Genomic DNA, 21466 nt, shown 5'->3' with positions numbered 1-21466 from the left:
TTTTAGCCTTTATATTTAAGATTTTTTGTATATTTCTTTACTAAATAAATAAAGTTTAATAAGAATATGTAAGCTATATTGCTGTAGGTTTTAGGATATTGATAAACCAGTTTCAAATATTCTATAAAGGAAATATATTTAAGATTATCTCTATTGTAGACAAATAAATCTCTATAATGATGCCGTTTAAGTTTGTTATTTATTAAACTCTTTAAACTTTCATTTACAACAAGTCGATCTCCACCAGCTTTTAACCAAATACCATGTAAGTACACGAGATAATAACAATAGTATAAAGAAAAATATCTTTTCCATCCTACGTTATAAGATGCTAGTACCAACGGCGTATTAATATAGTACCCTTCTTTATTAAACATTTGTTCGGGAATGTATACTGCTTGGGGAGCACAATTAGCTAATGTTGAAAAAACAGGTTTATCGAGATCATAAAGGTCAAGCGCATTAAGCCAGTCAGCCTTTTTCATCACCGATAAATATATTGGAGTAAACTGATCTTCTCTTTTACCCAGTAGCCTGGAAATCATAGGAACATATTCATCATTGCTATTTTTAATATGTGTTTCAGCTTCAATGAATATATTTTCATCAAAATTTACAAATTCTTCGTCCTCTGGATTCCAATTTTTATTATTCAACAGAAAAAGGCAAACTTCAGGATATTTATAAATCGCATCTTTCAAAAGTGAAAACTTTCCCGGGATTACAATATCATCACTACCTAATAACCACACAAATTTTCCGCGTGCTAGCGAAATTGATTTCTTCCAATTTGGCACCATCCCTATATTACTAGGGTTAGTATGTGATATTATAAAAGGATATTGATTGGCAAGAGTATTTATGTACTCATAAGTACCATCAGTTGAATAATTATCCGAAATAATTATTTCAACGTCATCATTATAATTACTTAGTACTTCCTGAATCAAAAATTTCAAATTGATTTTTAATTCAGGAAGCCTATTATAGGTAGGTATGCATACAGATAGAATCATTAAATAAATATTATCTGCTTTAACTGTTTATGTATTTTCTAATCACATCAGCAATATAATCGTAATGTGTTTCGTCCAATCCTGGCCATACACCTAACCAAAATGATTGATTCATGATGGTATCGGTATTTTGGAGGCTGCCTACAACGCGATGCTCAACGCCGGCATAGGCTGGCTGGCGTAATAAATTACCGGCAAATAACAGCCTAGTACCTATTTTATTTTCTTCCAGGTGTTGTACCAACATATGCCTGTCGGCGGCATCACCTTCTCGCAGGGTAAGCAAAAAACCAAACCAAGATGGGTCACTATTAGGTGTTGTTTCTGGCAGGATAAAAACATCTTCAAATTCTTTCATTCTCGCGTAAAGAGCTTTGAAGTTCTGCCGTCTTTTTTCAACAAAACGATCTAATTTTCTTAGTTGCGATAACCCTATGGCAGCCTGCATATCAGTAACCTTTAAATTGAAACCGATATGAGAATAGGTATATTTATGGTCGTAACCAAAAGGTAACGATCCTAATTGCTGCGAAAAGCGGCAACCGCAAGTATTATCTTTACCGGGCTCGCAATAGCAATCGCGCCCCCAATCCCTAAAACTCTCGGCAATTTTACCAAGCTCCGGGTTATTAATTAAAACTGCACCACCCTCGCCCATTGTGATATGGTGAGCCGGGTAAAAAGAAAAAGTAGCAATATCACCAAAGGTTCCGGTTTTTTGGCCCTTGTAAGTTGCACCTAACGAATCGCAATCATCTTCTACAACCCAAAGGTTATATTTTTTTGCGATACGCATCACCTCATCCAGATCAAAAGGATTTCCTAATGAATGCGCTATCATAATTGCCTTTGTTTTTGGCGAAACGGCAGCTTCTATAAGGTCGGCTTTTACGTTGTGTGTAGCAACATCAACATCAACAAATACGGGTATTGCACCAAATTGCACAATTGGGTTAACCGTTGTTGGAAAACCTGCCGCAACGGTTATCACCTCATCACCAGGTTTAATTGCCCTATCGCCTAATTTAGGCGACGTTAATGCATAAAAAGCTACTAAATTTGCCGATGAGCCCGAGTTTACCAGTAGAGATTTGGTACGGCCAAAATATTCGGCAAACTCTTTTTCAAAAGCATTTGCAAACCTGCCGGCGGTTAACCAGCCATCAGCCACGGCTTCCATTCCAAGCAATAAATCATCTTCCTCGATAATTTTACCAGTTACCGGGATATAATTAACTCCGGGAATACTTTTTTTAAACGTGGTTAAATCGAAATCAATTTTCATTTGTAAATCTGTTTTTCTCTGTTAATATCATTTCTGTTAAAGCCGCATCCAAAGTATATTTTGGCTGCCAGCCGATGTTTTTAAGGGATACATTATTAGCTTTCGAATCCTCAATTTCTCCACTCCGACCAGGAATAGCACCAAAACAAAGTTTTGTTTTAGATTGTGTAGCGGTTGCAATTTTTGTAACAAGTTCTTTGATACTTATTGACTCGCCTGTACCTACTTCGTATTCCTGAAAGCCCTGTGATAACCCTGAATTTTCTAATATGTTGATATAAGCATCGGCAACATCTTTTACATATATAAAATCTCTTTTTTGCAAGCCTTCACTTAATAAGATCTCATCCGAATTTTGAATAGTTTGCTTTAATATAGATGTAACAAATTTTTGTTCATCATCACTTTCTCCAAATACATGTTCTATTCTAAGGTTTACAACTTTTAATTGAGACGAAAGGTTGGTAAGCAAACTTTCTAAAACTCTTTTTGAAGTAGTATAATCGTTTAAATAGCTCAAATTAAATTGCTTTTTTCCAAAAAACGTATCTGTATTGATAAATAAATCTAACCCTTTTCTACTACCCGACTCGATAAGTTGTAATGGAAAAATCACGTTTGTTTGTAATATTTTTGAAAGGGGTGTATGCCTTCCATATTCCGTGGCTGTGTGTATTACAGCATCAATTTTATATTTATCAAATAACTTTGGTAAATCACTTATATGATCGTCTGAAATAAAAACATCAAAACTGTTTCTTAAATGTGCTATCCGCCACAAATTTGAAGTTGACCTCAACAGAGCCACAGGAAAGTAACCCTTTTCAATAAGTAACTTCAAGATATGACTTCCAACAAATCCATTTGCACCAGTTAGTAATATTTTTTTCATTGTGACCAGGCAATTTTTTTACCAAATGCTTTTTGGGTATATTTTTCTATTTGCGCTTTCCGTTTCTCCAAAATATCCTTTCCCGACAAGTCATCCAGATATCCGTTTACTGTAAACTCAACCGTTTCGTCAAATGTTAACGCGGGATGCCAGTGTAAATAATTAACTGCTTTTGAGATATCAAGTTTTAACAAATTGGCTTCGTGAGGCTTTTGAATAAGTTCGGGCGTTTCGTACCCTCCTGTAGAATCAATCAGCAAAATTTTATCAATCAACTCTTTAACCGAATAGTTTGACGTATCCTCAGGCCCAAAATTCCATCCGCCGGTAAACTTCCGGCCTTCATTTAACAATTTGGCACCCAGGTTTAGATAACCACTTAATGGCTCTAATACATGCTGCCAGGGGCGGGTTGCATGCGGATTTCTGATCATTAACTTTTGGCCGGCTTTAACAGCCCTGTAGTAATCAGGAACTATCCTGTTTTCTGCCCAATCACCGCCACCAATTACGTTTCCGGCCCGGCCAGACGCAATAAGAGCAGTATCGCCATGACTAAAGAACGAATGATGGTAAGAATTGGTAATCAGCTCCGAACATCCCTTTGAAGCGCTATATGGGTCTTTACCGCCCATTGGATCATTTTCACGATATCCCCACACCCATTCCTGGTTATCATAGCATTTATCGCTTGTAATATTAATGGCCACCTTAACAGAAGGTGTGGCTCTTACCGCCTCAAAAAAATTGACAGCACCCATTAAGTTACTCTCAAATGTGCCAACAGGATCAACATAGGATAACAACACCAGTGGTTGAGCGGCTAAGTGAAAAGCAATATCGGGCTGAACCTCATTAAAATATTTTTTTAGAGATTCACCATCTCTAACATCAGCTTCTTTATGATGGATTTCTGCTGCTAAATTACAGGTAACAAAGTTATCCATATCAGAATATGGAGCTAAGGCATAGCCATAAACTTCGGCACCAAGAGATTTGAGCCAAATGGCCATCCAAGATCCCTTAAAGCCTGTATGACCAGTTAATAATACTTTTTTTCCGTTATAACTATTTGCGAAACTCATAAATTACCAGTTTTTCCATTTAGCTTTTCCCAGCGCCCAATCATTCTCTAATTCTTGTTTATCTCTTAACGTGTCCATCGGCTTCCAAAATCCGGAGTGTTTAAATGCAACCATCTGTCCTTCGGATGCAATTTGTTCCATTGGCTCTTTTTCCCAAATGGTACTATCGCCTTCTATGTAATCAAATACCGACGGTTCACAAACAAAAAAACCTCCATTTATCCAGGCACCATCGCCTTTTGGTTTTTCCATAAATGAATGCACAATATCGTTTTCGGTTAAATTTAAAGCACCGAAACGCCCAGATGGCTGCACCGAAGTAACTGTACAATATTTGCCGTTAGCCTGATGAAATTCAACCAGTTTTTTTATATCTACATCTCCTACACCATCGCCATATGTTAGCAAGAAAGGCTCGTTTCCAATATGTGGTTGTATCCTTTTTATACGCCCCCCTGTCATTGATTCATTACCGGTATCCACCAAAGTGATCTTCCAGGGTTCGGCCTGAGAATCATGTACCTTAATAGAATTGTCGCTCATATTAATAGTCACATCCGATTTATGTAGAAAATAATTAGCAAAATATTCCTTTACCACATAACCTTTGTATCCCAGGCAAACAACAAAATCATTAAAACCATATGACGAATATATTTTCATGATGTGCCATAAAATTGGCATACCACCTATTTCAACCATTGGTTTGGGTCTTAAGGTGGTTTCTTCAGACAACCGGGTACCAAGACCACCTGCTAATAATACTACTTTCATTGGTAAGGATTATAAGATTAATATATTAAACGTAAATTTCAACATCGTTAGTTAAAGGGTGTGCGCAACAAAGTAAAAACTCATTTGGCTTCAAATCCGCCGGTCGGTTTTTCATACCGATTTGCTTTACTTCCCCGTTTGTAATAAGTGCTTTGCAAACCGAACAACTGCCCGTTTGGCAGGAATAAGGAAGCTCTATGTTAGTATCTAAGCCAGCCTCTAATATACTTTTACCTTTAACAACTTCAACAGTTGTGCTCTGCCCATTTTGGTGAAAAGTAACAGACCGGGTTATAATATTTTCGAAATCTTTCTCGTCCTTAACTATCTCAAAGTCTTCAGAAAAGATAAAATCGTCATTGACGCCCAATTGCTTTAAAGCGCTTTTCACGGACTCTTTTAACCCGGTTGGGCCGCATATATAATGATACGATTTTTCAATACTGCTCATATTGTTCATTACGGCTAATACCTTATCCGAACTAATGCGACCCTGAATAACGTTTGGATGCTCCTTTTCAACAACAAGTTGCGTATGAAAATGCCAAACAGTGAATAAATCAGAGAATTTTTCTTGAAGTGCCTTAATTTGTTTTAAAAAGATTACTGATTCAAAATCTCTATTACCATAAACTAACGTTACTGGTACTTTCAACACCTCTAAAGCGTATTTGGCAATAGAATATAAAGGAGTTATACCACTGCCAGCCCCCCATATAACAATTTGGCTCTCGGAATTGAGTGTGCTTTCATCCACAACAAAATCGCCCATAGGTGGCATCACCTCAACCATATCACCTACATTCACAGTATCTAAAATATGGTTAGATACAACCCCGCCGGGAACACGCTTTATGGTAACCTCCAGAAAAGGATCAATACCGGGCGACGACGAAAATGAATATGGGCGGATATATCTTCTTCCATTTATGCGAAAAATCAACGTTAAATATTGCCCGGCCCGATATTTTACTTTTTTTAAACCTGGCTGCTTAAAACAGATGGTAACTGTATCAGAAGTTTCCTGACGCAAGGCCTCAATTTTAAGTGTATAGGTAATCATTTTAAAGCAACTAAAAGTATTTAAATGTACTAACAAAACATTGGTGAATTAAACTAACGTTTAATGGACACCTTATTGACCGAAGAATTTCTTTAAGGTAGATGTAAATGTTTTTTTAGACTTACGTTTAGGTACATCTTCGGTGTAGCCGCCGTAACTACCATACCCGTAGCCATATCCGTAACCATACCCGTAACCATAGCCATAGCCATACCCTGAACCATAGCCCTTACCGTAACCATAGCCGATTACACCTCTCGGTTTTAAGCCGTTAAACACGATATTCATGTTAGTAAGGTCGCCGTTATGATGAAGTTCATCGATCATCTTTAAGTAAACCTTAGGTGTGTGATCGTGACGTACCATATATAAACAAGCGTCACTGTAAGTATTTAACAATTTAGCATCGGTAACAAGGCCAACCGGCGGCGAATCGATAATAACATAGTCATAATCATGTTTCAATTGGGCTATCATCACATCCAATCGCCCGTTGAGAATCAATTCTGTAGGGTTTGGAGGAACTGCACCAGCCGAAAATACAGATAAGTTAGGGATTTCATTTACAGGCCGGGCAATATCTTCAATACTTACCAACCCTGCTAAATATTCTGTCAAACCCCTTTCTTTAGGTAAATTTAAAGTTTGAGTAATTTTAGGCTTACGTAAATCGAATTCGAGCAAAGCAACTTTCTTACCGGTGAGTGTTAATGTTGCAGCCAAATTTATAGCCATGAAACTCTTTCCCTCACCTGATATAGACGATGTCATTAAAATGCATTTCTTTTCCTGACTGATTCCTATATAATTTAAAGAGGTACGCAATGCTCTAAATTGTTCGGCAATAACAGTTCGCTTCCCATCTTTTACAACAACAGCGTCACCGCTTTCATCAAATAAAATCTCAGCCAACACCGGGGTACTTGTAGTTCGCTCTATTTCGGCTCTAAAAAGAACCTCTTTGTTATATTGCTCTCTGATCAACACAAAAAGAATTGATGCTATTATCCCGACAGATATTCCAAGTAAATAGATATTGAATGGAATAGGCTTAATAGGTCCGGTTCCACTTTCAGCTTGGTCAATCAAACGATTGTCAGCCACAGTAGATGCTAAAGACAATGCCGTTTCCTCGCGTTTTTGTAACAGGAATGAATAAATGCCACTCTTAATAATTTGTTCGCGGCTTATTTCTAATAAAGCACGCTCCTTGCCTGGTATTGTTTTTAAAAGCGAGTTAAATTTACTGCTTTCGGTTTGAAGTCTATTTTTGGTGATTATTAAATTTTGACGAAGTGTTTTCAAATTCTCTTGCAAACTGGGTTTAATTTGCGCAATTTGATTACGAATAGATTGTACTGACGGAGAATTCTCACCGGAAGTTTTACGTAGGCGATCTAATTCTAACTCCGCATTATATAACTTATCAATTAACTGTAATAGTAAAGGATCGGAAATGCCAAGGGTAGCAGGAACGGTACCTGGCTGATCGCCTTTATTTACAACGTACCTCTCAACTTGGTCGAGAACATTTAATTGGATTTGTATTTCAGAAAGTTTAAGATCATTAGCCTGTACACTGGTTAAAAACAATCTCCCTTCTTCGGACATATCCACAATACCCTCTTTTGACTTATAAAACTGAATATCGTTTTCCACTTTAGAAAGTTCGCCGGTTACTATGCGTAATCGATCCTGAACAAAGCCATAAGTGTTTGTGGTAATGGCGTTTTTATCGTTTACGCCGGCCTTGGTATAAACCCGGATAAGATTATTTAGAACTGCCTCAGCACGCTTAGGGTTTGGATCAGTCATCTTCAAAGTAATAACCGAAGATTCTTTTGAATTAGACGAAACACTTAAGGCACCCAAAAAACCCCTGGCTACCGATTTAACCGGGCTCAATTTAAGGTACAGTGTTGAATTCCCTTTCTCTAACGGAGTAGTTGCGTTAGAATCTAATGGCGCTGGATTTATTCGAAAAATACCGTAGGGTGTTTTAACCGGCACACTAAGAGGATATTTTACTCCGTTTAATACAACTAACTTTTCCCGATATAGATACTTAATGGGTATTATTGTTGAGCTAGCTATTGTTTCGGGGTTTAGAGCTATAAAATTAACGGGGCTTGACGGGAACGTAACGATATCCCGAACATTACCTTTTTGATAAACCTGAGCATATAGCCCCATCTCAGTCACAACCTGGCGCATAAGCGTTCGCGACTTCAAAACTTCAAGTTCGTTTTGAACATTCTTTTTTGAACCCGATATATTTAAGGCTTCTAATATGTTTGACCCTTGTTCGTTAGATTTGTCGTCTTTTAATAAGATAGACGCATTAGCTTCAAAAATAGGAGTTTGATAATGGAGATAAATCCATGATGCAAGAACAGAAAGAAGCATAGCTAAAACAAACACCGGCCAATAGGGCACATACCGATAGGTGATATTTTTTAAAAAATTACTTGATTCCTCTCTTTCCAGAGAACCGGATATATCTTGTTGATCAATATTACTATTCATTTAAATAAAATTATCTTTTAAAGATCTGTGAGAAAATAATAACAACCAACGACAGTGCACTTAATACTATTGGCAATAATTGAGTAGTGCGATCTGACAACGCAGCTTTAGCATTATTTGGCTCAACATAAATTATATCTTTGTTTTGCAGATAAAAAAATTCATTATCCAATAATTGGCTGTCATTTAAACTAAACCTTTTAAATATTCGCTTACCATCTTTTTCTCTGATCAATAATACTGTACCTCGCTTACCAAACGGAGTTAGGTCGCCCACTAAACCCAGTGCCTCGGGGAGCGTCATTCTCTCATTGAGAACTGGTATTACACCGGGGTGGTTTACCTCACCCAAAATGGTTACCTTATAATTAAGCACTTTTACCGTTACCACCGGATCGACTGCAAATTTCTTTGACACAAGTTGACTAACAATTAAATCAGCAAGTTCATCATCGGTTAGCCCTTCAGCTTTTATAGTGCCAATAAGAGGTAAATTAATCGTTCCTTTACTACCAACCAGGTATCCGTTCATAACACTGCCGGTACTAGTAACATTGCCTGCAGATGCACCATATATCTTTGTTGTCACATCATCGAAACTCGAAATATTTACTTGCAAGATATCATTTTTATCTATCCTGTTTGCAAGATCAGGAAGATTGATTGGAGCAACACTATCTCTAACAATGTTGTTAAAATAACTTAGTTTCTTACCGCTTACACAGGAATTCAATATTGCTAATCCTAAAAAAAGGACAAAAAAATAGTTAGGTGTTCTTTTCATATTATTTGATGTTCTCTAAGTGCATCTATCTACAGCCCCTTTAGTTTATTGCAATAAATGTATAATTATTATATTAAGAATGCAATTTTTTTAAAAATTTATAATCAGTATTGAATTAAATATAATTAATTACAACAACTATTTAGTTGTATTTTTCTGCATTCAAGTTATTAAGGGCACTTTTGACCTTAAATTATCGCCATTTTAAATAATTAAGATTACGCATACTATTCATTTAAAGTTCGGAGCTATCTTTTAAAAATTGGCACTCTTAAAATTAAAAAAATAACACTTTAACTTAATATTTGGCGTTTTAAGAATTTTTATATCAATAACTTTTAAACAAGTATATTTATTAACTTATCCTATTAAACCATTAGTTTAAACAATCTTCAATAATTAACTAATTGCTAATAAACTAAATTTTTATTTTTAAAATGCATTATTGCACAAATATATGAGCTTTTTTTATAAATTTATTAATTTGATGCATGAACTTTATAATTTCTTTGTTGATTGATCGGGGTGTTGATTATTGCAATGAACCAATCATTCTACAACGTATTAATTAATTCGAATACCAATTATTCGCCGCTATGAAAATAAAAAAAAATCTATCACTTATATTGCTAGTAATTTTTGTTCCGCTAATTGTACGGGCAAACTTTAATAAGTTGGAGCGAAATAACAATAAGTTGCCTATTGATACAATAAAAACCGGTTTAGAAAACATCCCGTTTCTTACTTCGTCAAACCAGGCACTATTTATTACGAAAAAATCTTTTATTTGGGACGGTAGCATATGGGAACTTTTTAAAGGAACTTTAAAACAAACAGACTTGGGCTATCAAGCTATTTATTTGCCCGGTCCATCGGGATACTATTATAAGCGAAATTTTACAGGCGAAGTTAATGCGAAATGGTTTGGTGCCGTTGGCGATGGCAAAGCTGACGAGACAGAAAGCCTTCAGGCTTTTATTAATTATGTAGTGTCTTTTGGAGCTAATGGCTATATAGCAAAGGGCTATTACAAAATCACTAAAACACTCGATGTTGGATACAGTACTAAACAAAGCGGTAAGAATTCATCTTTTAAAATACGCGGTGACGCCCCGGGAGCAGGCGTAGGTGTTGGAACAAATGGGACGAAAATAGTTTTAGAAGGACAAGCTAAAGCTATTCTTCGCATAAAACAATCAGCATGGTATTTTGGCAGTTATGAGGATTTTTCACTTGATTGCCAGAATGTAGATGGTGCAGAATACGGCTTTCTTTTTGAGACTATAGGCTTTAGCCAACATATGTTGAAGGGCATAAGGTGCGAAAACACCAAATGCGGATATGGAATTATTTCGGGTGACCTGGCAAATGGAGAATTTGTAACGTTTGAAAAATGCACCGCAGTAAATGTTGATCGTTTCTTCTTCATGGACGAAAAATCAGGGCAATCTTACAACCATGTTTTTTTGCATTGTGGAGCCCTCATTAGAAATAACGGTGCCTGTTTTGAAATTGGCGGAGGTAATTTGGGCTACGGAATCCATGTTATTGACTTTGAGGCAAGCGGACTGACAACTAAAACGGGATATACCTATTTAATTAATAACGGGGTAAGCGGAGAGGCTATTTTTGACGGAGGAAGAATAGAAACATGCAACACGGTGGTATCTCATCAATGTACAGGATCGTATGACCAAAATACCCCTATTTCTTTTAATAATGTTCAGTTTTCTGGAATGAGATCGAGTAAATTAAATCCATTCTTATCATCAACGGGTGGCGGCGGAGCTTATCAGTATATCTTTACCGCTTGCAGCTTCATTCTTGTTAACGTTGAAAATAATTTTTTTGAAACCAATTTATCAAAAAATAGCGGTACAACATTCCGATTTAAATATTGTACTTTAAGTGGCCCTAACATGTTTAGCAACCTACCCGCAAATCCCTCTGGCGGAATGGAATTTAGTGATTGCAATTTTCTTAAAATAAACCCTGGAGCAAAAACCATTACCGGGGCACCTATTAAATTAAATAAATCGAGCATTTTACCTTCAATAGGTAGTTTGGGAAAGAGAGAAACAATTGGGGCTTCGGTATGGGAATCACCTGGTATTCCTTCAAACTTGCTGATTTATCCTGATTTTGGAACTAAGTTTGGAACAAATATAGTGGCTCCCGCCCCTTGGATACATACCGGACAAGTACTAAATTTTCCATTATTGCAGGGGTATGGGGGCCCCGGGGCAGCAGATATTTCTTCATCACCCAATTCGCGGGTAATCTGCATCGCTCCGTTAAGCGGAATATACCAGGATATTCCGGCCATAAATTTTAACACCACAACTCCATCCGTATATCAAGCGGTATTAACCGCAACCGGAAACGCATCTTTCAAAATCAGTCTGGAAAATTCGTCTTCGGGAGTGGTATATGACCAATTTGAAATGGCTGTAAAAAGTTCAACATCATCACAACCTATTTGTGTATCACTATTTGCATCGGACATTAAGGTGGAAGGCAATTTGAGGATTAGAATACAAAACATCACAACCAACGAAAATATAACCCTCCAATTTTTTTCACAACTAATAAGCCAGAAGCCCATGGCTGCTTATGTTAATCCACCTGCGGGACAAACCAAAGAGTTTAAAAATTATTGGTCGGCTAATGAAGATATGGTACGTATTTATGGACGGCTTTCTATACCGCATAAAACCGATATTACAGGCAGCGCGGCCACAGCGTTACCTGATGTAGAAAGCGACATCTATCTTTCGGAAAATACAGAACGAATTAAATACTACGCTAAGGGTAAATGGTGGGAAATACCACGTACTTCATACCAACAGGATGTACCCAAATCTCTAAATTGGGATATAGGGGATATTGTTTATAATAATGACCCAATGGCCAATAGTTCAATAGGATGGATTTGTACTGAGGCGGGCACGCCGGGCAAATGGCAGGCGATTTATAAATTCATCAATCACGCTATCCTGGATGCCGCAGAAAATTCAACCATTACCCTGCTCAATAATGAGTATAACATAATAGCTCCTAAAAATTACGTTTCTACCATAAACTTAAAACTTCCGGACCGGCCGAAAAACAATGATGAAATAACCATCAAGTTTACAAAACCGGTAAAAAATGTTAAAATTATTAACGGGAATATAGGATACAGCCCCGACGCCGTATCTGCCGGCGCTATGATAAAACTTGTTTTTGATGCTGCAACATCAACCTGGTATTAACGTAGTTGCAATATTCGGCTGTTGAACATGCATCTCTTACGCCTGCCCTACAGTCCCACCAAAATTCATTGGGAAGCCCGTTGGGTCATCTTGTATTTTTATCCGCCCGTTGATGGCTTCAAATTTTTCGATGTTGTCGCTTAGGGCGGTTAATAGCCTTTTGGCGTGTTCGGGCGTTAGTATGATCCGCGATTTTACGCGGGCTTTGGGTACGCCGGGCATGAGGCGGATAAAGTCGACCACAAATTCGGAGTTGGAATGGGTGATGATGGCCAGGTTTGAATAAATCCCTTCGGCGATCTCTTCCGATAACTCAATATTGATCTGGTTTTCATTTTGATCTGTCATAGCGGCATAAAAATAAAAAAGTCCTCTCTTAAAAGAGAGGACTTTGTAAAGTTTATTTTATGAAGCTTAATTATGCTTCTACTTCTTCTTCGGTTTTGGAAGCCATCAGGCGGTCGAATTCTTCTTTCGAACCTACACGGATGTTGTCGTATATTCTTAAACCTGTTCCGGATGGGATCAAGTGTCCAACAATTACGTTTTCTTTCAAACCAAGCATTCTGTCAATCTTACCGGCTATGGCGGCTTCGTTAAGTACCTTGGTGGTTTCCTGGAACGATGCGGCAGACATAAACGATTTGGTACCTAATGATGCACGGGTAATACCTTGCAGCATCGGGCTTGAGGTTGCAGCAATAGCATCTCTCACCTCAACCAGTTTCTGATCTTTACGTTTCAGGATAGAGTTCTCATCTCTGAGTTTCCTTACCGATACGATTTGACCAGCTTTCAGGTTGTTTGAATCGCCTGGTTCAACAACAACTTTCTTATCAAAAATATCGTCGTTTTCTACCATGAAATCCCATGAGTTAACTGCTTCTTTTTCAAGGAAGCGGGTATCGCCGGCATCTTCAATGGTTACCTTCTGCATCATCTGGTGAACAATCACCTCAAAGTGCTTATCATTGATTTTCACACCTTGCAAACGGTAAACTTCTTGTATACCATTAACCAGGTATTCTTGTACGGCTGCGGGGCCTTTGATAGCCAAAATATCAGCCGGAGAGATAGATCCGTCGGAAAGTGGCATACCGGCCTTCACGAAGTCGTTATCCTGAACCAGGATGTGTTTAGACAATGGAACCAAGTATTTCTTGATCTGACCGTCTTTAGATTCGATGGTCATTTCACGGTTACCACGTTTCACACCGCCTAAAGTTACCACACCATCAATCTCGGTCACTACGGCCGGGTTAGATGGGTTACGTGCTTCAAACAATTCGGTTACACGTGGCAAACCACCTGTAATATCTCGGGTTTTACCTGTTGAACGCGGTATTTTAGCAATGATCTGTCCGGTTTGGATTTTCTCACCCTCGTCAACCGCGATGTGCGCGCCAACCGGGATGTTATATCCTTTAACAACCACACCTTTTTCGGTTATCTGGATAACAGGGTTTTTTGTTTTATCCCTGGTATCGATAATTACCTTTTCACGGTGACCGGTTTGCTCGTCAGATTCTTCACGGAAAGTAATACCGTCTAAAATAGCTTCAAACTGTGCTTTACCTGCAAATTCGGAGATAATTACCGCATTGTACGGATCCCATGAACAGATACGGTCGCCTTTGTGAATTTTGCTGCCGTCTTTAGCGTACAGGTATGAACCGTAAGGAATGTTATTACTTACGATAACTTTGTTTGTACCTTCTTCGATGATACGGAACTCGCCCGAACGGCCAAGAACCACATCAACCAAACCGTCTTCGGTTTGATAAGCTACTGTACGAACGTTTTCAAATTCAATGATACCTTCAAACTTAGCGTTGATTTGAGATTCGGCCGCGATGTTTGATGCGGTACCACCCACGTGGAATGTACGTAAGGTTAACTGCGTACCCGGCTCACCGATAGACTGTGCGGCAATTACACCTACAGCCTCGCCCATTTGCACGCGTTTACCGCTTGCAAGGTTACGGCCATAACATAAGGCGCATACGCCACGTTTGCTTTCGCAGGTTAATACCGAGCGTATTTCGATACCCTCTAAAGGAGAGTTTTGAATTTTACGGGCTATTTCCTCTTCAATATCCTCACCGGCAGAAACCAGCAATTCGTTGGTTAACGGATCGTAAACATCGTGTAATGTGGTACGGCCTAAAATACGGTCGTATAATGGTTCAACAATATCCTCGTTATCTTTTAACGCTGTGGTATAAATACCGCGCAGGGTACCGCAATCGGTATCGCCAACGATCATATCCTGAGCCACATCATGTAAACGACGGGTTAAGTAACCAGCATCAGCCGTTTTCAAAGCCGTATCCGCCAAACCTTTACGAGCACCGTGAGTAGAGATAAAATATTCTAATACCGACAAACCTTCTTTAAAGTTTGAAAGGATAGGGTTTTCGATAATCTCACCACCTGAACCTGATTTTTGCGGTTTCGCCATCAATCCACGCATACCGGCCAACTGCCTGATCTGTTCTTTAGAACCACGGGCACCCGAATCAAGCATCATGTAAACCGAGTTGAAACCTTGATTATCGGTAGACAGTATTTCCATCACGTTTGCAGTTAAACGGTTGTTAATACGTGTCCAAACGTCAATAATTTGGTTGTAACGCTCGTTGTTGGTAATGAAACCCATGTTATAGTTGTTCATTACCTCTTCAACTTCTTTAGTTGCCTGTTCAATCAGGGTTACCTTTTCGGCAGGGATATTCAAATCTTTCAGGTTAAACGACAAACCACCACGGAAAGCCATTTGGAAACCTAATTCTTTAATATCATCCAAAAACTGAGCTGCGCGAGCCATACCAGTTACCTTAACTACGGTACCGATAATATCACGCAGTGACTTTTTGGTCAGCAATTCGTTAATGTAACCTACTTCTACCGGTACATGCTGGTTAAACAATACACGGCCAACAGTAGTATCGGTTAATTTATTTACGATGCTGCCATCGCGCTCTTTAACGTTTACTTTAACTTTGATGAATGCGTGCAGGTCTAACTTTTTCTCGTTATAAGCTATAATAACTTCTTCCGGAGAGTAAAAGCTTAAGCCCTGGCCTTTCATCACCCTGGCTTCATCAGTTTTGCGGCCCTTTGTAATGTAATACAGACCCAAAACCATATCCTGCGAAGGAACAGTAATTGGCGTACCATTAGCCGGGTTCAAAATGTTGTGCGAAGCAAGCATCAATATTTGGGCTTCCAAAATTGCAGCGTTACCAAGCGGTACGTGAACTGCCATCTGGTCACCGTCAAAATCCGCGTTGAAGGCCGTACAGGTTAAAGGGTGCAACTGGATAGCTTTACCTTCAATTAGTTTTGGCTGGAACGACTGGATACCTAACCTGTGCAGCGTAGGCGCACGGTTTAGTAATACCGGGTGTCCCTTCAATACGTTTTCCAAAATATCCCAAACTAAGGGATCTTTACGGTCGACAATTTTTTTGGCCGATTTTACCGTTTTTACTACACCACGCTCAATCATTTTACGAATGATGAATGGTTTAAATAATTCGGCAGCCATATCTTTAGGTAAACCGCATTCGTGCAATTTAAGGCTTGGGCCTACAACAATTACCGAACGGGCCGAGTAATCAACACGTTTACCTAATAAGTTTTGACGGAAACGGCCTTGTTTACCTTTCAGGATGTCTGAAAGAGATTTTAAAGCACGGTTACCTTCGGTTTTTACAGCGTTAACTTTACGTGAGTTATCAAATAAAGAGTCGACAGCTTCCTGCAACATACGTTTTTCGTTACGTAAAATTACTTCGGGAGCTTTGATCTCGATCAAACGTTTTAAACGATTGTTACGGATAATTACACGGCGATATAAATCGTTCAAATCGGAAGTAGCAAAACGGCCACCTTCCAATGGAACCAACGGACGTAATTCCGGCGGAATTACAGGAACGATTTTCACGATCATCCATTCCGGGTTGTTTTCGATACGTGTTTTAGCATCGCGGAAAGCTTCAACAACCTGTAAACGTTTTAAGGCTTCGTTTTTACGTTGTTGTGAAGTTTCGTTAGCGGCCTGGTGGCGCAAATCGTAAGACTGCTGATCCAGGTCAAGACGTTTCAATAACTCTTCCAAAGCTTCGGCACCCATTTTGGCAACAAACTTTTGAGGGTCTTTGTCGTCAAGGTACTGGTTTTCTTTAGGAAGGGTATCTAAAATATCCAGGTATTCTTCTTCTGTAAGGAAATCCATAGTTTGGATACCATCAGTTTCTTTAATACCAGCTTGTATTACTACGTATCTTTCGTAGTAAATGATTAAATCGAGTTTTTTAGTAGGCAGTCCCAGTAAATAACCGATTTTGTTAGGCAATGAACGGAAATACCAGATGTGTGCAACAGGAACTACCAGGTTAATGTGTCCCATACGCTCACGACGTACTTTCTTTTCGGTTACTTCAACACCGCAACGATCGCAAACGATACCCTTATAACGGATACGTTTGTATTTACCGCAATGGCACTCATAATCTTTAACCGGACCGAAAATACGCTCGCAGAATAAGCCATCGCGTTCAGGCTTGTAGGTCCTGTAGTTGATGGTTTCTGGTTTTAAAACTTCGCCACTTGACCGCTCCAGTATAGACTCCGGAGAGGCCAGACTGATGGTAATGGTGGTAAAGTTACTTTTGATTTTATTATCCTTTTTGTAAGACATAGCTCTTTTTTTAATGATTGAAGGATTGAGTGATGGAATGATTGAGTGACCAAATGAATAAACCTGTCATTCATTCAATCATTCATTCATTCAATCATTATTCCAATGTGATATCTAAACCTAAACCTCTTAATTCGTGAACCAATACGTTGAATGATTCGGGAACAGATGGTGTTGGCAGATTTTCGCCTTTAACAATAGCTTCGTAGGTTTTAGCACGGCCCACAACATCATCCGACTTAACAGTAAGGATTTCTTGCAGGATATTTGCCGCTCCGAATGCTTCAAGAGCCCAAACCTCCATCTCACCAAAACGCTGACCACCAAACTGGGCTTTACCACCCAATGGCTGTTGTGTAATTAATGAGTATGGCCCGATAGAACGTGCGTGCATCTTATCATCAACCATGTGGCCTAATTTAAGCATGTAAATTATACCAACCGTGGTTTGCTGATCGAAACGATCGCCGGTTAACCCATTGTATAAATAGGTACGGCCAGATTCGGGTATGCCTGCTTTGGTAACCCACTCTTCTACTTCGGTATGGCTTGCACCATCAAAAATAGGAGTAGCAAATTTAACGCCAAGCTCTTTACCTGCCCAACCTAAAACGGTTTCGTATATCTGCCCAAGGTTCATACGCGATGGTACACCAAGTGGGTTTAACACAATATCAACCGGGGTTCCATCTTCAAGGAAAGGCATATCCTCATCACGCACAATACGTGCAACGATACCCTTGTTACCGTGACGGCCAGCCATTTTATCACCAACTTTAAGCTTACGCTTTTTAGCGATGTAAACCTTAGCCATTTGAACGATACCCGATGGAAGCTCATCACCTACGCTGATTGCAAATTTATCGCGACGGTAAGCACCCAGTTCTTCGTTAACTTTAATGTTGTAGTTATGCAGCAATAACTTAATTAAATCGTTTTTGTCATCATCGGTTGTCCATTTTGTTGGGTTGATGTTGGCAAACTCTAATTCAAGTAATATTTTTTGAGTGAATTTAACACCCTTAGCTATCAATAACTCTTTGTAAACATTATAAACGCCTTGCGAAGTTTTACCGTTAACGATCTCGAATAATTTATCAACTAAAGTATTCTTTAAATCCTTAATTGCCTTTTCGTGCTTGATATCCAACTTGTCAATAGCTGCTTTTTCTTCAGCCTTTGAGGTTTTTTTGGCACGTGAAAACAATTTAGTATCAATAACCACACCTGCAATTGAAGGAGGTGTTTTTAAAGACGCATCTTTAACATCACCTGCTTTATCGCCAAATATGGCACGTAACAGTTTTTCTTCGGGTGAAGGATCAGACTCACCTTTTGGAGTGATTTTACCGATCAAAATATCACCTTCTTTAACTTCGGCGCCTACGCGGATGATACCGTTCTCGTCAAGGTCTTTAGTAGCCTCTTCTGATACGTTAGGAATATCCGGTGTTAATTCTTCTTCGCCACGTTTGGTATCACGTACTTCCAGTTCAAATTCTTCAACGTGAAGCGATGTGAAAATATCTTGTGATACAACGCGCTCAGAAATTACAATCGCATCCTCAAAGTTGAATCCCTGCCAAGGCATGAAAGCTACTTTTAAGTTACGGCCTAAAGCTAATTCGCCATCCTGAGTTGCATAACCTTCGCAAAGCACCTGCCCTTTTTCAACACGCTGACCTTTTTTAACAATAGGTTTTAAGTTGATGGTAGTACTTTGATTGGTTTTTTTGAACTTGATTAAGCGGTATGATTTGCTATCGCCTTCGAAAGAAACCAAACGGTCTTCTTCGTTACGATCATATTTAATGCGGATTTCGTTGGCATCAACATATTCAACCACACCATCGCCTTCGGCATTGATTAGTGTACGCGAATCTTTAGCCACGCGGCCTTCTAACCCGGTACCAACAATTGGTGCTTCCGGACGTAACAATGGTACGGCCTGGCGTTGCATGTTTGACCCCATCAGCGCACGGTTAGCATCATCATGCTCCAAAAACGGAATTAATGATGCCGCGATAGACGTGATTTGGTTAGGTGCAATATCCATATAATCCAAACGGGTTGGCTCGATAATCGGGAAATCGCCCTCAAAACGTGCTTTTACACGCGGGGTGCTAAATACACCATTATCATCATATACAGCATTAGCCTGGCCAATAGTTTTGCCATCTTCATCTTCGGCAGAAAGGTAAACAACCGGCTCCTGCATTTGCACTACACCATCGGCAACACGTTTATATGGTGTTTCGATAAAACCAAGGTTATTGATTTTTGCGTGGATACATAATGAAGAGATCAAACCGATGTTTGGTCCTTCGGGAGTTTCAATGGTACACAACCTACCGTAGTGGGTGTAGTGAACGTCGCGAACCTCAAAACCTGCACGCTCACGTGACAGACCACCGGGCCCAAGGGCTGACAGACGACGCTTGTGCGTAATCTCTGCCAGTGGATTGGTTTGGTCCATAAACTGCGATAACTGGTTAGTTCCGAAGAACGAGTTAATTACAGATGATAGTGTACGTGCATTAATCAGATCGGTAGGTGTAAATACCTCGTTGTCGCGTATGTTCATACGCTCGCGGATGGTACGTGCCATACGGGCCAAACCAACACCAAATTGTGCGTAAAGTTGCTCACCAACAGTACGTACACGGCGGTTTGACAAGTGATCAATATCATCAACTTCGGCCTTGGAGTTAATTAATTTAATTAAGTATTTAACAATAGCGATAATATCGTCTTTAGTTAAAACCTTAACCTCGTTAGGCGTAGTTAACTTTAATTTACGGTTGATGCGGTACCTGCCCACATCGCCCAAATCATACCTCTTATCGGAGAAGAACAAACGATCAATGATACCACGAGCTGTTTCTTCATCAGGTGGTTCGGCGTTACGTAATTGACGGTAGATGTGCTCAACCGCTTCTTTCTCTGAGTTTGAAGTATCCTTTTGTAAGGTGTTATATATAATAGTATAATCACCGCTGGTTGAAGCATCTTCCTTGTTGAGGATGATAGTTTTCACACCTGCATCGATAATCATATCAATATGGTCGTCTTCTAAAACGGTTTCGCGCTCAAGGATGATCTCGTTACGGTCGATAGAAACTACCTCGCCGGTATCTTCATCAACAAAATCTTCCACCCATTTTTTGAGCACCCTTGCAGCAAGCTTACGGCCAATAAATTTCTTTAAGCCAGATTTGCTTACTTTTACTTCGTCGGCAAGTTCAAATAATTCTAAAATGTCTTTATCTGAATCGTAACCAATTGCACGTAGCAAGGTAGTAACCGGGAACTTTTTCTTACGGTCGATGTAAGCATACATTACGTTATTCACGTCTGTAGCAAACTCAATCCATGAGCCTTTAAAAGGAATAACGCGGGCAGAGTATAGCTTGGTACCGTTAGTGTGGCGGCTTTGTCCAAAAAATACACCCGGCGAACGGTGAAGCTGTGATACAATAACACGTTCGGCGCCGTTAATTACAAATGTTCCTTTAGGTGTCATATAAGGGATAGTTCCCAAATACACATCCTGAACAATTGTTTCAAAATCTTCGTGCTCCTCGTCGTTACACGACAGGCGAAGTTTTGCTTTTAAAGGTACGCTATGTGTTAAACCACGCTCAATACACTCCTGGATATCGTATCGTGGCGGATCAATAAAGTAATCAAGAAACTCCAAAACAAAGATGTTTCTTGAATCTGATATAGGAAAGTTTTCGGCAAACACCTTAAATAAACCTTCTTTATGACGGTTATCTGAAGTAGTTTGTAATTGAAAAAATTCCTGGAAAGACTGTAACTGTACATCCAAAAAGTCGGGATACTCCAAAACTTTCCTGCTGGTTGCAAAGTTTACTCTTTGATTAATTTTGTTTGCCAAGGGATTATAATTTTAGTTTATTAATAAACTGTGGTATAGATTTGAGTATTTAGATTTGAGGTCTGAGACTACAAGAGTTGGATTTTTTTGCTTTGAAGGCAACAAAATTTCACATCTCACATCTATTATCTCATATCTATAAGGCAATATAAACGACAATAGACCCCGACCAAATATTGGT

12 protein-coding genes are annotated in these 21466 nt (G+C 39.1%); 1 reads left to right on the top strand and 11 read right to left on the bottom strand.

All coding sequences use genetic code 11. The features are described from left to right. Window positions 1-2: 2 nt before the first annotated feature. From BDD43_RS11850 to BDD43_RS11815, 8 genes are all read right to left on the bottom strand, one after another. Window positions 3-1016 (bottom strand): glycosyltransferase family 2 protein, encoded by a 1014-nt coding sequence (locus BDD43_RS11850; protein ID WP_121197868.1) that lies wholly within the window; start codon window positions 1014-1016, stop codon window positions 3-5. Between the two features lie 19 nt (window positions 1017-1035). Next, on the bottom strand, window positions 1036-2301 hold the full coding sequence (gene rfbH / locus BDD43_RS11845; protein WP_121197867.1) for a lipopolysaccharide biosynthesis protein RfbH: 1266 nt from the start codon (window positions 2299-2301) through the stop codon (window positions 1036-1038). Continuing rightward, entirely contained in the window at window positions 2291-3193 is a 903-nt protein-coding gene (locus tag BDD43_RS11840; RefSeq protein ID WP_121197866.1) for an NAD-dependent epimerase/dehydratase family protein, read from the bottom strand. The genes rfbH and BDD43_RS11840 overlap by 11 nt, the downstream gene beginning before the upstream one ends. Continuing rightward, entirely contained in the window at window positions 3190-4278 is a 1089-nt protein-coding gene (rfbG, locus tag BDD43_RS11835; protein ID WP_121197865.1) for a CDP-glucose 4,6-dehydratase, read from the bottom strand. Before rfbG ends, BDD43_RS11840 begins: the two co-directional genes overlap by 4 nt. Window positions 4279-4281: 3 nt before the next feature. Next, a complete protein-coding gene (rfbF, locus tag BDD43_RS11830; protein ID WP_121197864.1) occupies window positions 4282-5052 on the bottom strand; it encodes a glucose-1-phosphate cytidylyltransferase in 771 nt (256 codons plus the stop codon). Between the two features lie 25 nt (window positions 5053-5077). After that, window positions 5078-6115 (bottom strand): ferredoxin--NADP reductase, encoded by a 1038-nt coding sequence (locus BDD43_RS11825; protein WP_121197863.1) that lies wholly within the window; start codon window positions 6113-6115, stop codon window positions 5078-5080. Window positions 6116-6187: 72 nt separating this feature from the next. Then, window positions 6188-8641: a GumC family protein gene (locus BDD43_RS11820; protein WP_121197862.1), complete on the bottom strand. Its 2454-nt coding sequence runs from the start codon at window positions 8639-8641 to the stop codon at window positions 6188-6190. A gap of 10 nt (window positions 8642-8651) precedes the next feature. After that, on the bottom strand, window positions 8652-9425 hold the full coding sequence (locus BDD43_RS11815) for a polysaccharide biosynthesis/export family protein (RefSeq protein WP_121197861.1): 774 nt from the start codon (window positions 9423-9425) through the stop codon (window positions 8652-8654). 596 nt (window positions 9426-10021) lie between these two features. Here BDD43_RS11815 and BDD43_RS11810 point away from each other — a divergent pair. Further along, window positions 10022-12679, top strand: coding sequence for a hypothetical protein (locus tag BDD43_RS11810; RefSeq protein WP_121197860.1), 2658 nt, complete (start codon window positions 10022-10024; stop codon window positions 12677-12679). A gap of 36 nt (window positions 12680-12715) precedes the next feature. On the opposite strand, the gene BDD43_RS11805 is transcribed toward BDD43_RS11810, so the two are convergent. The 3 genes from BDD43_RS11805 to rpoB form a co-directional block, all read right to left on the bottom strand. Further along, window positions 12716-13027, bottom strand: a complete 312-nt coding sequence (locus BDD43_RS11805; protein WP_121197859.1) for a DUF3467 domain-containing protein — start codon at window positions 13025-13027, stop codon at window positions 12716-12718. Window positions 13028-13097: 70 nt separating this feature from the next. Then, window positions 13098-17384 (bottom strand): DNA-directed RNA polymerase subunit beta', encoded by a 4287-nt coding sequence (gene rpoC, locus BDD43_RS11800; protein ID WP_121197858.1) that lies wholly within the window; start codon window positions 17382-17384, stop codon window positions 13098-13100. 97 nt (window positions 17385-17481) lie between these two features. Next, window positions 17482-21285 (bottom strand): DNA-directed RNA polymerase subunit beta, encoded by a 3804-nt coding sequence (rpoB, locus tag BDD43_RS11795; RefSeq protein ID WP_121197857.1) that lies wholly within the window; start codon window positions 21283-21285, stop codon window positions 17482-17484. Window positions 21286-21466 lie beyond the last annotated feature (181 nt).

Source organism: Mucilaginibacter gracilis, from assembly GCF_003633615.1.
In the GTDB taxonomy this organism is placed as follows: Bacteria; Bacteroidota; Bacteroidia; order Sphingobacteriales; family Sphingobacteriaceae; genus Mucilaginibacter; species Mucilaginibacter gracilis.
This window is presented reverse-complemented; position numbering and strand designations above follow the sequence as displayed.

Bases quoted from the DNA above. Each gene is read 5' to 3' on its own strand.
- BDD43_RS11850 (WP_121197868.1), bottom strand. From the start codon at position 1,016: ATGATTCTATCTGTATGCATACCTACCTATAATAGGCTTCCTGAATTA.
- rfbH (WP_121197867.1), bottom strand. From the start codon at position 2,301: ATGAAAATTGATTTCGATTTAACCACGTTTAAAAAAAGTATTCCCGGA.
- BDD43_RS11840 (WP_121197866.1), bottom strand. From the start codon at position 3,193: ATGAAAAAAATATTACTAACTGGTGCAAATGGATTTGTTGGAAGTCAT.
- rfbG (WP_121197865.1), bottom strand. From the start codon at position 4,278: ATGAGTTTCGCAAATAGTTATAACGGAAAAAAAGTATTATTAACTGGT.
- rfbF (WP_121197864.1), bottom strand. From the start codon at position 5,052: ATGAAAGTAGTATTATTAGCAGGTGGTCTTGGTACCCGGTTGTCTGAA.
- BDD43_RS11825 (WP_121197863.1), bottom strand. From the start codon at position 6,115: ATGATTACCTATACACTTAAAATTGAGGCCTTGCGTCAGGAAACTTCT.
- BDD43_RS11820 (WP_121197862.1), bottom strand. From the start codon at position 8,641: ATGAATAGTAATATTGATCAACAAGATATATCCGGTTCTCTGGAAAGA.
- BDD43_RS11815 (WP_121197861.1), bottom strand. From the start codon at position 9,425: ATGAAAAGAACACCTAACTATTTTTTTGTCCTTTTTTTAGGATTAGCA.
- BDD43_RS11810 (WP_121197860.1), top strand. From the start codon at position 10,022: ATGAAAATAAAAAAAAATCTATCACTTATATTGCTAGTAATTTTTGTT.
- BDD43_RS11805 (WP_121197859.1), bottom strand. From the start codon at position 13,027: ATGACAGATCAAAATGAAAACCAGATCAATATTGAGTTATCGGAAGAG.
- rpoC (WP_121197858.1), bottom strand. From the start codon at position 17,384: ATGTCTTACAAAAAGGATAATAAAATCAAAAGTAACTTTACCACCATT.